This window comes from Streptomyces sp. NPDC047014, from assembly GCF_040644195.1.
Classification (GTDB): domain Bacteria; phylum Actinomycetota; class Actinomycetes; order Streptomycetales; family Streptomycetaceae; genus Streptomyces.
The window spans coordinates 71824-85733 of record NZ_JBEYVX010000016.1; the positions used below are offsets into that span (position 1 = coordinate 71824).

Genomic DNA, 13910 nt, shown 5'->3' on the forward strand with positions numbered 1-13910 from the left:
CGTTCCCTCCATGACTTCCTTCGGCCCGGCCGCCTTCCAGTTGGTATTGCTGCGGCGGATGGCGGATTTCCAGCCGGATCTCGCCGAGGAGGCCCGCCACCGGCTGGGCGCCTCGCTCGCCGACCAGCGCGAGGCCAACAAACGCTGGCAGGCGATGGTCCGTTCCCGGACTTCGTCCGCGACGGGCCCCCGGTCCCGCTCCCGCGGCGCCCTGGCCCGCTACCGCTCGGTGCTCGGCCCGCCCGAGTCCACCGCCGCCCGCACCATCGGGGATCTGGAGTGCGAGGCCCTGCTGTGGCGGCTGCCGCTCTGGCCGGATCTGCGCTTCGAGGTGCTGGCCGCGCCGGACGGGGCGGTGTGGAACGAGTGGCTGGTACGGGCCCCGGGCGCGCGGGGGCCCGCACTGCGCTCGGCGGACGATCTGCTGCCCTGGTCGGCGACGGTGGACGAGGTGGCGCGGGCCTTCGCGCCGGTCCGTCCGATGGAGGGCACGGCCCCGACCCGCTGGCGGCTGGCCTTCGCCGCGCAGGGGGTGCCGTGCGTGGCGGAGTTCACGTACGGGCTGCTCCAGCGGGTGTCGCCGGGCGGCTGATCAGGGGCCGCCGCCCGGGGTGTAGGTGGTGAGGGCGCCGTAGGAGGACAGGGCTCCGGGCAGGTCGACCGGCTTCTGGCGCAGGGTGGTGTCCAGGAAGGCGAGGGTGGTGGAGGCGACCAGGCCGGGGCTCTTGGTGCGGCCCAGGGAACCGACGACCGAGGGCACGGGCGGCAGGTAGAGGGGGCCGTCCGTGAAGGTGAGATGGGCGGAGCCGGGGACGGTGAGCCGGTAGCTCGTCGCGGTCGTGGACCGGAGGACCGTCTCCAGACGGGGGAGGTAGTCCGGGTCGGTCGCGGGAGTGATGGCCTGGGTGAGAACCAGGGCCGGCCGGTCGAGGGCGGGGGCGGCGGGGCCGTGGGGGAAGCCGTCCAGGTCGATGACGGCGCCGAACCGGTGGTCCTGCCGGGCCGCTTGCAGGGCGGCCGCACCGCCCATGGAATGACCGGTGGCGGCGGCGCGGGCGGTGTCCAGGCGCCCGGTCAGCGGGTCGGAGATCTCGCCCCGGTCCAGGCGGTCGAGCTGGGTGAGGACGAAGCTGAGGTCGGCGGCGCGGACGGCGGTCCAGTCGGCCGCCAGTACGGCGTCCTGGTCGCGGTCGCCGGAGGAGGTGGTCCTGCTGCGGAGGGTGCGGCCGTCGGTCAGGAGGACGACGGCGGAGTCGTACGGGTGGTCGAGGGCGGCGACGACATAGCCGTGACTGGCCAGTTCCTCCGCCCAGGCCGTGTTCTGCGCGCGCGTCCCGCCGGAGCCGGGCGAGAAGAGGACCACCGGGAACCGCCCGCCCTCACCGGCCACCGGGGCATCGAACACCGCGTGGGAGCGGGCCTGCGGAAGGCCGTCGACGAGGAAGCCGGGGAGGCCGACGTAGCCGGCGAGGGTGTCGGCGACGGTGCGTGCCTCCTGTTCCGTACGTCCCAGGTAGGGGGCGCGCGGCGTACCCGCGGGGCTCTTCCGCGCGGGGTACCAGAGCTGGGTCACCACCGTGCGCCGGTCCTCCGGCTCAGGGGTGAAGGTCTCGGGGCGCTGGGTGTCGGTCCACTGCATCACGCGGGTCCCGACCGCGAACCCGCCCGACGGCTCGGGGAAGGCGGGTACGGGAAAGGCCCAGGCGGCCAGCGGCCCCATGGCGACGAGCCCGGCGCAGGCCAGCGATCCCGGGAGCGCCAGCCACCACCGGGCGCGCCACGCCGTACGGCCGCCTCGGCGGCGCAGCAGCGGGGCGAGGGCGAAGGGCAGCACGAGGGCGGCGCCCGCCAGCACCGGCAGCAGCTGCCAGCGGATCCCCGTCACGGCCAGGACCAGGGCGGACAGTACGAGGACCCCCGCGGCGGCGAGCGTGACGCGCGGGCGGGCGACGGGGGGAAGCCAGCGCGCGACCACCAGCGCGAGGGCGGCCAGTAAGGCGAGGAGTTCCAGCGGGGACAGGTACAGCCCGGTGATGGTTTCGGTCACCGGGCCATCCTCCGGGCGGGGCACGCGGTGCCACATCAGTCCCGGGTGGCCCCCGCATGCAACCGGAGTCGCAATCGAATACCGCAGGTGGAGGGCCGCTCTGCGACCAGGGAGGTAGGCGGGCTACCTCTGGGGTCGCATCCGCGGGGTGATGCCTTCGGGAGGCGGTCTCCCGTACGTCCCGCGGCCTACGAGGCGAGGAAGGCGCGGACCCCCGCCGAGGTGGCGTCGTCGCCGAGCAGGTCGTTGTGGCCGAGGCAGCCGACGGGCGTGTTGAGGGCGCCGGCCAGCGGAACGCTGTCGTCCGGGTTGACCACCTCGTCGCAGCCGGACCAGAAGGTCCCGTACTTCACCTCGCCCGGGGTCGCGTCCCCGCTGTTGAGGTTCCGTACGACATAGGAGCCCGGGGTCATGTCCCGGCACGCCTGGTCCCACAGGGCGCAGGCCCAGGCGGTGGAGGTGCCGCGGTTGGGGCCGGCCAGCGAGACCCAGTGGCCGACGGTGGCGGTGCCGCCGCCGAACTTCACGTACCAGCGGCTGACCAGGGAGCCGTACGAGTGCGCCACGAGGTCGACGCGGGCGGCGCCGGTCTCGCGGCGGACCTGTTCCACGTAGGCGGCGAGCCGTCCGGCCAGGACCTCGTTGACGGACTGGTGGGTGTCGTAGCCCCAGGAGAAGAGCTGGGCGTCGGTGTACCCATCGGCGCGCAGGTCCGCGCGCAGGGAGCCCCAGACGCCCGGGTCGGCGTTGTAGCCGTGCACGAGGACCACGGGATTGCGGGGCGCCGCCCGGCCGGAGGACGGGGCCCCTTCGGAGGCCCGGGCGGCGGCCGGCGCCGTGAGGGACGCCAGGCAGAGCGTCAGAAGAGCGGCCATCGCCTGCCGGACCGTCAGCATCGCGTCCCCCTTACCTTGTTACGCGCGAGTAGCGCGTGCGGTGCGGGCATGGTGCTGCCTGTCGGTACAGAAATCCACCCCCATGCAGCCGCGACACACCCACGGCCGGAGCATTCCAACGGGCGGATAGCCCTAAATGCCCGAGATGATATGACAAGCGACCGGCACTTCCGCCGGTCCTCTTGCGTCAGCGCTCTCGGGAGGTTCTGCCGTGACCGTCAGTCTTGAGCAGTTGCGCCGCTGCCACGTCGCCGTCGACCTGGGGGCCGCCAGGACCCGTGTGTACGTCAAGGGCGCCGGCCTCGTGGTCGACGAGCCCAGCGTCGCCGCGGTCAACACCCGCACCGGCGCGCTCATCGCCGTCGGCACCTTCGCCGAACGGATGACGGGCCGCACCCCGGACTACATCAGGGTGGTCCGCCCCGTCTCCGGCGGCACCGTCGTGGACATCGAGATGGCCCAGCGGATGCTGCGTCACCTCCTCGGCGAGAAGCTGCGCCGCGCCCTGCGCCGCAAGCCGCGGCTGCGGGCGGCGGCCTGCACCCCGCACGACGCGGACCCGCTGGCCCAGCGGGCGACCGTGGAGACCCTGGTCGGGCTCGGTGCCCGGCGTGTCGAGCTCGTCGACACCCTGATCGCGGCGGCCGTCGGCTGCGGACTGCCCGTGGAGCAGCCGACCGCGACGATGATCATGGTGTGCGGGGCCGCCGCCACCCAGGTCGCCGTCCTCTCCCTCGGCTCCATCGTCACCGCCCAGCGGATCCCCGTGGGCGGCGAGGCCATCGACCACGCGGTCGTCCAGCACCTGCGCCACGCGCACGAGCTGATGCTGCCGAGCCAGGCGGTCCGCCCGCTCCAGCTCGCCCTGCACGGCAACGGCCTCACCGTCGGCGGCCCGGCCTCCACCCTGATCCACGGCCGCGACGTGGCGACCGGACTGGCCCGCTCCGTGCAGGTCGACACGGCCGCCGTACGGGACGCCATCTACACCCCGCTGACCGCCGTGCTCGACGGCATCGGCAAGGTGCTGCGGGACTGCCCGCCGGACCTGGTCGCCGACCTGACGGACCGGGGGATCATGATGGTGGGCGGCAGCGCCCTGCTGCCGGGCCTGGACCAGATGCTGCGGGACGCCACCGGTATGCCCGTCGCCATCGCGGAACGGCCGGACGTGTGCGCCGTACTCGGTCTCGGCGCGATGCTCGAAGGGAAGATCGCCCCGATGGTCCTCAACCCGCTGGCCGGATGACGCGGAACGCACCGCGACCGGAGGGAACGGACGGGACGCCCGAGGGAGAAGCGGCTGAGGAAGCCAGCCTTCCGGTGCTGCTGGAGGCCGTCCTCAACGTCGGCTCCGAGCTCGAACTACGGGCCACCCTCCAGCACATCGTGGACTCGGCGGCCGAGCTGTGCTCGGCCCGGTACGCCGCGCTCGGGGTGGTCGACCCCGAGCGCGTCGTGCTGACCGGCCTGTTCACGGCGGGCCTCACCGAGGAGCAGCGGGCCGCCGTCCCCCACCTGCCGGACGGCCGCTCCGGTCTGCTCGGCGTCATGCTGGACGACCCGCGTCCGCTGCTCCTGGACGACCTCGCCGCGGATCCGCGGGCCGCCGGTTTCCCGCCCGGCCATCCGCCCATGCGCAGCTTCCTCGGCGTCCCGATCCGGGTGCACACCGAGGTCTTCGGGAACCTCTACCTCACCGAGAAGCGCGGCGGCGGCCCCTTCACCGAGGAGGACCTGGCCCTGCTCCGCGTCCTCGCCTCGCAGGCGGGCATAGCGATCGGCAACGCCCGGCTGTACGAGACCGCGCGCCGCCGGGAGCGCTGGATCGACGGCGCCGCCGCCGTCACCACCACCCTGCTGGCCGGCCGCCCGGCGGCGGACGCCCTGCGGTGCGTGGCCGAACGGGCCCGGCTGCTGGCCGACGCGGCCGCCGGGGTGGTGCTCCAGCCGACCGCCGAGGGCGGGATGGAGATCGTGGCCGCCTCCACGCAGGGGGATCCCGGGGACCTGGTGGGCACGGCCATCGCGCCCGGTTCGCCGGTGCTGGAGCAACTGCTCGGGGGCGAGCCCGTCTTCATCGAGGACTCGGCCACCGACCCGCGCATGACCACGCACGTCCGCGAGCGCTTCGGGCCGAGCATGATGCTCCCGCTCCAGAGCGGGGGCCAGCTGATCGGCACCCTGGCGCTGCCGCGGGCCCGCGGGGGGCCGGCGTACGACGCGGTGGACCGGCTGCTCGCCTCGCAGTTCGCCTCCCAGGCGGCGCTGGCGCTCGTCCTGGCGGACGCGCAGCACGACCGGGAGCAGCTGGCGGTGTACGAGGACCGCGACCGGATCGCCCGCGACCTCCACGACCTGGTGGTGCAGCGGCTGTTCGCCACGGAGATGATGCTGGAGAGCACCCGCCGCCGCGCCGCGAACGCCCCCTCGGGGGACACGGTCGGCGAGGAACTGGCCCGCGCCGTGGACGAGCTGGACTCCACCATCCAGGAGGTCCGCACGGCCATCTTCGCCCTCCAGCAGCCCCCGGCCGACGCCCCGTCGACCTTCCGCGGCCGCGTCCTGCGCGAAACGGGCGGCGCGGCGGTCCTCCTGGGCTTCCCCCCGTCGGTCCACTTCGCGGGCGCGGTGGACACCCTGATCCCGGACCCGGTGGCCGCCTCCCTCCTCACGACCCTCCGCGGCGCCCTGGCGGCGGCGCACCGCCGCAGCGAGGTCACCAAGATCGAGGTAACGGTGGACGCCACCCCGGCAAAGGTCCACCTGACGGTAACGGACAACGGCCACACGGACTCGGGCGCCCGGGGCACGACGGTGAGGTGGGAGTCGGCGGTGTGAGGGGGCCGCTGGAGGCGGCATGGCAGGTGTACGCGGCCCTGCGCGAGCGGCGGGCCGAGCCGGGTCCGGAGCGCGCATCGGCGTGAGCGGTACGGAGCGGGCCATGCGATGCCGGGGCCGGAGTCGGCCGTGGGCTGGGCGGGCCGGGCGGATCGTACGAGCGGTGCCGAGCGGGCAGGCCCGGTAGGCAGGGCGCAGAGCGAGAGGCGCGGGCCGGCGCACGCGGCGCACTGCGCACGGACCGGAGCGGGCGAGGTACGGCCCGCCGGGCGCGGGCTGTTGGGCGCAGCTCCGAGTAGGCCGCGCGATGCCGGCGGCCCGAGCCCGCGGTGGCTGCACGCGCCGGGCGGAGCGGCGGATCGTACGAGCGGTGCCCAGCGGGCAAGCCCGGTACGCCAGGGGCAGAGCGACAGGTACGGGTCGGCGCACGCGGCGCGCTGCACGCGGACCGGAGCGGGCGAGGTCCGGCCCGCCGGGCGCGGGCGGTGAGGGCAGGCGGCGCGGAGTGCGCGGGCGGGAGCAGGCGCGGTGCGCGGGGTGGAGCCGGCGGTGGGCGCAGGTCGGCGCGTGCCGTGGGCTGAGCCGGGGTCAGAGGGGGCGGGGGGCCGCGCGTAGGGCGATTCGGGTGTGGGACTGGGCCACGCCCGCCTCCCGCTTGAGGCGGCGGAGCAGCGTGTCGAGGGCGGACGGGTCGGCGGCTCTCGCCCGTACGAGGTAGTCGTGGCCGCCGGTCACATGGACCACCTCGGTGATGCCGGGGAGCGTGACGACCTTCCGCTCGAACTCCTCGTTCGTGGTGTCCTGCCGCAGCGTGAGGTCGATGAAGACGACGAGCCCGCCCGCGGTGTCGGCGGCGGGATCCACGACAACCGTGAACCCGCGGATCACCCCGTCGCGCCGCATCCGCCGCACCCGGTCCGCCGTGGCGTTGGCGCTGAGGCCGACGCGGGCGCCGAGGTCGCGGTACGACATCCGCGCATCCTGCTGGAGGATCCCGAGGATTTCCCTGTCGATGCCGTCCACACCGCGATTGTCGCAGCCGGGCCCGATATACGTGCGCGAACCACGGGCACGGCGCCCCACCCTCCCCCTCATGAACGAACTGACGACACCGGCCCTGGCGGGCGCGGTCGCGGGCCTGGGCGTGGCCATGCCGATGGGGGCGATGAGCGTACTGCTCCTCCAGGAGGCCCTGCGCGACCGCCGCACGGCAGCGGCCGCCGCCGCAGGCGTGGCCGCGACAGACCTCGGCTACGCCGCCCTCGCCACCGCCCTCGGCCCCTGGGTGGCTTCCTACGTCTCCCCCGTGGAGGCATGGATCCGCCTCACCTCGGCCACGATCCTGCTGAGCATCGCGGCCCACGGCCTCTGGCGCGCCCGCGCTTCGCCGACGCCCCCGGACAGCGGCGAGGGCGGCGCGGGCACCACCCGCCCCCGCCCCGCCCGGGCCTTCGCACGCTACGCGGCTCTGACCGCCGTCAATCCCACCACCGCCCTCTACTTCGCCGCCCTCACCACCGCCCAGGCCGCCACCCTCCACTCCGGCCCGGCGGGCGCCGCCTTCCTGTTCGGGGTCGGCCTCGCCTCGCTCCTCTGGCAGCAGTCCCTCGTCACGCTCGGCTCCCTCGCGGGCGCCCGCGTCTCCCCCGCGCTCCGCGTCTGGACCTTCCGCCTGGGCTACGGCCTGGTCGCCGCTTACGCGGTCAAGATCGCCCTCCCGCTCCCCTGACGGGGCGTGGCACGGCGGGGCCCGGCCCCAGGTCGGTGCAGCAACCGGTCTCCTCGGCCCCCCTCGCCACCGCACCCGCACCCGCCCCCGCACCCGCCCCCGCCGGCCGGCGCCTCGTACGCCGTCGTCCCGTTCCCGCGCTGCCCGCCGCCACCCCGCCGAAGTACTGTCACCCGGACAGCACTTCGACTCTCACGACCTGGGGTGAACCGGTGACGACGACCCGCCTCTCCGCCCGCGCGGCCATCGCCGCCGTGGCCGACCCGGACAGCTTCGCCGAGCTGTCCGTCCCCCGCCGGGACTCCCCCGCCGACGGCCCGCTGGCCTGGGCCGGTTACGACGACTCCCGCGCCCGCGCGAGCGCCCGTACCGGCGAGGAGGAGTCCGTCGTCGTCGGCTCCGCCCGCGTCGGCGGCGCCGAAGCCGTGCTCGTCTCCTTCGAGTTCGGCTTCCTCGGCGGCTCGCTCGGGCAGCGCACCGGCGACCGGCTCGAAGCCGCGTACGAGCACGCCCGCGCGCGCCGGCTCCCGCTCGTCTCGCTCATCGCCACCGGCGGCTCCCGCATGCAGGAGGGCATGCTCGCGCTGACGCAGCTCCAGCGGGTGGCCCGGCAGTGCGTGCTGACACGGGCCGCGGGCCTCCCCCAGCTGGCCGTGCTGCGCGATCCCACCACCGGCGGCGGCTGGGCCACCCTCGGGGCGGGGGCCGACGTGGTCCTGGCCCTGCCCGGCGCCCAGGTCGGCTTCGCCGGCTCCCGGGTGCGGCCGGCGGACGCGGATCCGGCGGCGTACTGCGCCGAGGGCCAGTACGCCGCCGGGCACGTGGACGCCGTCGTCGACCCCGCCGACCTGCCCGGCACCCTCGCCGCCTGGCTGCGCGTCCTGGCCGCGCCCCGCTCGGCCGAGCCGGTCGAGCCCCCGGCCGTGCTGGCCGACGTACGACCGCCCGCCACCGGCTGGGACGCCGTACGCCAGGCCCGCGATCCGGGCCGGCCGCGCGCCGCGGCGTACCTGGACGCGTACTTCGACCTCCGCCTGCCCCTGTCCGGCGACCGCGCGGGCGGCACGGACCCGGGCATGCTGTGCGGATTCGGGCTGCGGGAGGGGCGGGCCGTCGCGTACGCCGCCCAGTGCGGCACGGCGACCCGTCCGGCGGGCTACCGTACGGCGGCCCGCGTGATCCGCCTCGCGGACCGGCTCGGCGTTCCCGTCCTCACCCTGGTCGACACCCCGGGCGCGGCCAACGACGCCGCCGCCGAGCACGCGGGCGCGGGCCCGGCCATCGCGGACACCTTCGCGGCGGTGGCCGCCGCCACCGTGCCCGTCACCACGCTGCTGATCGGCGAGGGCGGCTCGGGCGGCGCCCTGGCCCTGGCCGCCCCGCACAACATGTGGGTCACCCCGGACAGCTACTTCTCGGTCATCGCCCCGGAACTGGCGGCGGCCATCCTGAAACGCCCCACGTCCTCGGCCCCCACCACCGCGTCCGAACTCCACATCCGCCCGCAGGACCTGGTGTCCCTGGGCATAGCCCGCGGCATCGTCCCCCCACCACCCCCAACTCCCTGACCCACCCGCCCACACCGCAGCCGCCCCCTGAGCACCAGCCACCCCCAAAGCCACCTCCGAACCCCTACCAGCCCACCACCCACCCACCGACACACCAGCCACACCTGGAACACCCTCAGGCACACGTCGGCCACGCGAGCCGCGCCCGGAGGCACCTCCGAGCCGCTGCCAGCCCCACCACCCACGGGCCGACACACCAGCCACACCCGAAGCACCCCCAAGCACACATCGGCCACACTCCGGAGCACGCGTCCGCCACACACCATCCGGACCACATCGGCTGCCCAGCCACACCCGGAACACCCCGAGCACGCATCAGCCACACCAGCCACGCGTCGGCGCACCAGCCGCACCCGGAGCATCCCAGCCACGCCTCCGCCACACCAACCACACCTGAAGGCACCTCCGAACACCTGCCAGCCCCACCAGCCACCCGTCGGCACACCAGCCACAACCGGAGCGCCCTCGGGCACATGTCGGCCGCGCGAGCCGCGCCCGGAGGCATCTCCGGGCGCTCGCCAGCCACACCATCCACCACACCAGCCACGCCTCGGCACGCCCGCCGCACCCGAAGCACCCCCGAGCACGCATCAGCCGCACCAGCCACACCCCGGAGTACGCGTCCCCCACACCAGCCCGACCACGTCAGCTGCCCAGCCACACCAGCCACACCGGGAGCACCCTCGGGCACACGTCGGCCGCGCGAGCCGCGCCCGGAGGCACCTCCGGGCACCCACCCGCCACACCAGCCACGCGTCGGCACACCCGAGCACACATCAGCCGCACCCGGAACACCCCGGAGTACGCGTCCCCCACACCAGCCCGACCACGTCAGCTGCCCAGCCACACCCGGAAATCCCACGAGCACGCGTCAGCTGCACCAGCCACGCCGAGTCCACTCGACCACCGGTCGGCCACACCGGGCTGCGCCCGGGGAGAGGTACGGCCACAAGGAGGCGGCACCGGACGGCCCCGCTCCGGCCCGCGGTGGGGACCGGTTCGTGGCACCGGCAGCCGCAGGCGGCGCCACCTTCCGTCCCGTCAGGTACGCGCGGCGGCAGCCCGGACGCCGGAAACGCGCTCCGTGGCGTGGGACGCGCCCGCCCGCGCGCCGAGGCTCCACCAGCGCGAGCCGCACGTCCCAACCCGCGCCCGCCGGAGGCGATCACGTACCCCCAGCACCGCATCCGCCAGCGGCGGCACCAACGTGCGCTGCCCTATCCCGGCATAGCCGCCACCCGGCCCGGGGCCGAGGCCGAAACCCACCCGCACCCAGCCGTCGCACACACGGCACACACGGCACAGGCGGCACACGCCCCACACGCGGCGGCCAGCCACCACCACCACGACGGCCCGCGGCTCCAACCCCCGCCGGATCCGCACCACGTACCGGGCACGGCGGCGCACCCACCCCCGGCCGGCGCCAGCCGAAACCCCACCCGAGCCGGGGTCGGCCAACCCCGCCCAGCCCAGCGGCCCAGCGCCGCGCTACGCCTTCGGCGACCGCGCGTCGTACCGCCCGAACTCCCGCCACCTCAGCGCCAGCAGCCCCACCACCACCACGCACGCCAGCCCGCCCCCCGTCACCGCGACAGCGGGAGACGTCAGGTCGGCGGCGGTCCCCGCGAGGAAATCCCCCAGCCGGGGCCCGCCCGCGACGACCACGATGAAGACCCCCTGGAGCCGCCCCCGCATGTCGTCCGGCGTAGCCGCCTGGAGCATCGTCGTACGGAACACCATCGAGACCGTGTCCGCGGCCCCCGCCAGCGCCAGGAAGAACAGCCCGAGCCACAGGTTCCGCGTCAGGCCGAAGACGGCGATGGCCAGCCCCCACCCCGCCACCGCCAGCAGGATCGCCAGCCCGTGCCGCCGGATCCGCGCCTGCCAGCCGGAGAACAGCCCGCCCAGCAGCGCCCCCGCGGCGACCGCGGCCACCATCAGGCCGACCGTCTTCGCGTCGTCCCCGTACCAGAGCAGGGCGATGGCCGGGAACAGCGCCTTCGGCTGCGCCAGCACCATGGCGGCCATGTCGGTGAAGAAGGTCATCCGGATGTTCGGCCGGGTGCCGAGGAACCGCAGCCCGTCGGCGACGGAGGCCCGCCCCCGCACCCCCTCGCCCCGGTCGGGCTTCATCGCCGGCAGCCGCCACATCGCGTACAGCGCGGCGCTGAAGGTCACGGCGTCGATCAGGTACGCCCACTGGTAGCCGCCGACCGCCACCACCAGGCCGCCCAGCGCCGGCCCGACCATCGTCCCGAAGGTCATGGTGACGGAGTTCAGGGCGTTCGCGGCCGGCAACTGCTCCGCCGGCAGCAGCCTCGGGATCATGGCGGACCGCGCCGGTCCGGTCAGCGCCGCGCAGACCGCCTGAAGCGCGACGACGGCGTACAGGAACCAGACCCGGTGGAAGCCGAGCAGCGCGGCCGCGGCGAGCGCGACGGAGAGCACGGTGGCGCCGAGGGAGCTGTAGAGGCCGAGCGCCCGCCGGTCGACGGTGTCGGCGATGGCCCCGCCGTACAGGCCGAAGACGACGAGCGGGACGAGCGAGAAGAGCCCGACGAGGCCGACCGAGAAGCTGGAGCCGGTGATGTCGTAGACCTGGAGCGAGATCGCGAGGGCGGTCATGGCCTGGCCGACCCAGGAGATGGTGCCGCCGACCCACAGCCGCCGGTAGTCGGCGGAGGTACGCAGAGGGGTGAGGTCGGCGAGGATGCGCCGCCTCGGCGCGGTCGGGGTGTTCCGGTCGGTCCGATCAGTCGTCCGAGTCACATCGGATGATAACCAACCCTCGCCGCCCGGCCCGTGGGGATTTCCGGCCCTTTCACACACCGGCAACAGTCGCCCCACCCGGCCCCGGGCTCCCGGCGCGGCCGCCCGTTTGCCGGTAACCCGCCACTATCACCGGACATTTGACCGAATCGGCGTACGCTCCCCGCCCGGTGTTCAGCTCATGATGAAAAGACTCGTATGTCCAGGGAGGCGCAGTGATCGAACCTGGCAACAAGACCGCGAGCACCGGCACGACGCAGAACCCGCACAGCCCGCAGAGCACGCAGAACGCGCAGAGCACGCAGAGCACGCAGCACACGCAGAACACGGTGCGGCTCAGGCCCGGCGCACAGGGCGGCCCGTCCGCCTCGCCCGGCAGGCCCACCGTGCCGCTCACCGTCGGCGTCGAGGAGGAGTTCCTGCTCGTCGACGCCCGCACCCTCCGGGTGGTCCCCGCCGCCCCGCTGGTCCTCGCGACGGCCGGCGGGCTGCCCGGCGAGATGCACCCCGAGGGCACCCGCTACCAGGTGGAGATCTCCACGCCCGTCGCCGAGTCGGCCGCCACGCTGCGCGCCGAGCTGGCCGCCCTGCGCCGCACCCTCGCCGGCGCGGCGCGCGCCCACGGCTGCCGCCTGCTGGCCGCGCCCTCGCCGGTGGTCGCCATGACCGGCCCGCTGCACCTCACGGACGACGAGCCGCGCCAGCGCGAGCAGCACCGCCGCTTCGGCGCCCTCACCGACACCCTCGTCAGCTGCGGCCGCCACATCCACATCGGCACCCTCGACGTGGACACGGCCGTCGCGGTGTCCAACCGGATCAGGCCCTGGCTGCCCACGCTGATCGCGCTGGCCGCCAACTCCCCCTTCTGGGGCGGCCGCGACACCGGCCACGCCAGTTGGCGCGCGATGGCCTGGTCGGGCTGGCCCTCCGCGGGCCCGCCCCCGCACTTCACGTCGACGGCCCACTTCCGGCGCTCCGTACAGACCCTGCTCGGCTCGGGGGCCGCGCTGGACACCAAGATGGTCTACTGGGACCTCCGCCCGTCCGGCCACTGGCCGACCCTGGAATTCCGCGCTCCGGACATGTCCCCGTCCATCGACACGGCCGTCCTGCAGGCCGAACTGGCCCGCGCGCTGGTCTCCACGGCCCTGCGCGAGATCCGCGAACGCCGCCCGGAACCGGCGATACGGGACGACGTCCTCCGCCTCGCCCGCTGGCGCGCGGCCCACGACGGCCTGGAGGGCTTCGGCCTGGACCCGTACACGGGCACGGAACTCCCGGCGGCCGACCTCGCGGAGGCCCTGCTGGACCTGGTAGCCCCGGAACTGGCTGCCTCGGGCGACCTGGACCACGCGGCCAAAACCCTGGCCACCCTCCTCCGCGACGGCTCAGGCGCCCACCGCCAACGCACCACCTACGCCCGCCGCCAAAACCTCACAGACGTCCTCCGCCACCTCACGGACGAGACGGAGAATTTCTAGCCACGCCACCCCCAGAAAACGCCGAAGCCGCAGGTGCGATCGTTTCTGCACCTGCGGCTCGCAGTGGGGCGGGTGGGACTCGAACCCACGGCCGACGGATTATGAGTCCGCTGCTCTAACCGGCTGAGCTACCGCCCCTTCACGGCGTGGCGCGTACACGTGTGCGCGCCGTCTGCCGCAGCATAGCCGCTCATACGATCTCCTGCCTCGGATGCCTCGCATGATCGGCTTCGCCTGCCCGGAGAGACCGCCTGCGGGTGCTGTCCGGTTCCCGGAAGTGCGCGGGAACCGGCGGCAAAGAAAGAAAGAGGACCCCGGAGGGCCCTCTTCGCTTCCTTGCTCCCCCGGCTGGACTCGAACCAGCAACCCTCCGGTTAACAGCCGAATGCTCTGCCAATTGAGCTACAGGGGACCGCGCTCCCCCGACTGGACTCGAACCAGTAACCTGCCGGTTAACAGCCGGCTGCTCTGCCAATTGAGCTACAGGGGATTGCTGCGGTGCACCGAACGGCCCACCTCCGGCCTTGCCGGGGGGCGAGCGCCCGTTGCGAGTCATAGATTAGCGCAAGCAGGGGGGTG

The 13910-nt window shown here is 74.6% G+C and carries 10 protein-coding genes and 3 tRNA genes; 6 read left to right on the forward strand and 7 right to left on the reverse strand.

The window, feature by feature from the left end:
• The first annotated feature begins 10 nt into the window (after window positions 1-10).
• The gene (locus ABZ873_RS12920; RefSeq protein WP_360869529.1) at window positions 11-592 is read left to right on the forward strand and encodes a hypothetical protein; all 582 of its coding nucleotides are present in this window, start codon (window positions 11-13) and stop codon (window positions 590-592) included.
• On the opposite strand, the gene ABZ873_RS12925 is transcribed toward ABZ873_RS12920, so the two are convergent.
• Together ABZ873_RS12925 and ABZ873_RS12930 are read right to left on the reverse strand one after the other, a co-directional pair.
• Window positions 593-2083 (reverse strand): hypothetical protein, encoded by a 1491-nt coding sequence (locus tag ABZ873_RS12925; RefSeq protein ID WP_360869532.1) that lies wholly within the window; start codon window positions 2081-2083, stop codon window positions 593-595.
• A gap of 152 nt (window positions 2084-2235) precedes the next feature.
• Window positions 2236-2943 carry a triacylglycerol lipase gene (locus tag ABZ873_RS12930; protein ID WP_360869535.1) on the reverse strand — a complete coding sequence of 236 codons (708 nt, stop codon included), beginning with the start codon at window positions 2941-2943 and terminating at the stop codon, window positions 2236-2238.
• Window positions 2944-3154: 211 nt separating this feature from the next.
• On the opposite strand from ABZ873_RS12930, the gene ABZ873_RS12935 reads away from it, so the two are divergent.
• Window positions 3155-4192: a rod shape-determining protein gene (locus ABZ873_RS12935; protein WP_360869538.1), complete on the forward strand. Its 1038-nt coding sequence runs from the start codon at window positions 3155-3157 to the stop codon at window positions 4190-4192.
• A 74-nt stretch (window positions 4193-4266) separates the two neighbouring features.
• The gene (locus tag ABZ873_RS12940; RefSeq protein WP_360869541.1) at window positions 4267-5784 is read left to right on the forward strand and encodes a GAF domain-containing protein; all 1518 of its coding nucleotides are present in this window, start codon (window positions 4267-4269) and stop codon (window positions 5782-5784) included.
• 588 nt (window positions 5785-6372) lie between these two features.
• On the opposite strand, the gene ABZ873_RS12945 is transcribed toward ABZ873_RS12940, so the two are convergent.
• Window positions 6373-6807, reverse strand: a complete 435-nt coding sequence (locus ABZ873_RS12945; RefSeq protein ID WP_360869544.1) for an Lrp/AsnC family transcriptional regulator — start codon at window positions 6805-6807, stop codon at window positions 6373-6375.
• A gap of 70 nt (window positions 6808-6877) precedes the next feature.
• Between ABZ873_RS12945 and ABZ873_RS12950 the strand changes: the two genes are divergently transcribed.
• Together ABZ873_RS12950 and ABZ873_RS12955 are read left to right on the forward strand one after the other, a co-directional pair.
• Window positions 6878-7513, forward strand: coding sequence for a LysE family transporter (locus tag ABZ873_RS12950; protein WP_360869547.1), 636 nt, complete (start codon window positions 6878-6880; stop codon window positions 7511-7513).
• A gap of 212 nt (window positions 7514-7725) precedes the next feature.
• The gene (locus tag ABZ873_RS12955) at window positions 7726-9081 is read left to right on the forward strand and encodes a carboxyl transferase domain-containing protein (RefSeq protein ID WP_360869550.1); all 1356 of its coding nucleotides are present in this window, start codon (window positions 7726-7728) and stop codon (window positions 9079-9081) included.
• A gap of 1488 nt (window positions 9082-10569) precedes the next feature.
• Here the strand turns inward: ABZ873_RS12955 and ABZ873_RS12960 are convergent.
• Complete coding sequence (locus ABZ873_RS12960; protein ID WP_360869553.1) at window positions 10570-11850, reverse strand: MFS transporter; 1281 nt, start codon at window positions 11848-11850, stop codon at window positions 10570-10572.
• A gap of 215 nt (window positions 11851-12065) precedes the next feature.
• On the opposite strand from ABZ873_RS12960, the gene ABZ873_RS12965 reads away from it, so the two are divergent.
• On the forward strand, window positions 12066-13331 hold the full coding sequence (locus ABZ873_RS12965) for a glutamate--cysteine ligase (protein WP_360869556.1): 1266 nt from the start codon (window positions 12066-12068) through the stop codon (window positions 13329-13331).
• Window positions 13332-13395: 64 nt separating this feature from the next.
• Here ABZ873_RS12965 and ABZ873_RS12970 read toward each other — a convergent pair.
• The 3 genes from ABZ873_RS12970 to ABZ873_RS12980 form a co-directional block, all read right to left on the reverse strand.
• Window positions 13396-13469: transfer RNA gene (locus ABZ873_RS12970), tRNA-Ile, on the reverse strand.
• A gap of 201 nt (window positions 13470-13670) precedes the next feature.
• A tRNA-Asn gene (locus tag ABZ873_RS12975) sits at window positions 13671-13743 on the reverse strand.
• A gap of 5 nt (window positions 13744-13748) precedes the next feature.
• Window positions 13749-13821, reverse strand: a tRNA-Asn gene (locus ABZ873_RS12980).
• Between the last annotated feature and the right edge of the window lie 89 nt (window positions 13822-13910).

Coding starts and splice junctions, on each gene's coding strand:
- ABZ873_RS12920 (WP_360869529.1), top strand. CDS start 11: ATGACTTCCTTCGGCCCGGCCGCCTTCCAGTTGGTATTGCTGCGGCGG.
- ABZ873_RS12925 (WP_360869532.1), bottom strand. CDS start 2,083: ATGTGGCACCGCGTGCCCCGCCCGGAGGATGGCCCGGTGACCGAAACC.
- ABZ873_RS12930 (WP_360869535.1), bottom strand. CDS start 2,943: ATGCTGACGGTCCGGCAGGCGATGGCCGCTCTTCTGACGCTCTGCCTG.
- ABZ873_RS12950 (WP_360869547.1), top strand. CDS start 6,878: ATGAACGAACTGACGACACCGGCCCTGGCGGGCGCGGTCGCGGGCCTG.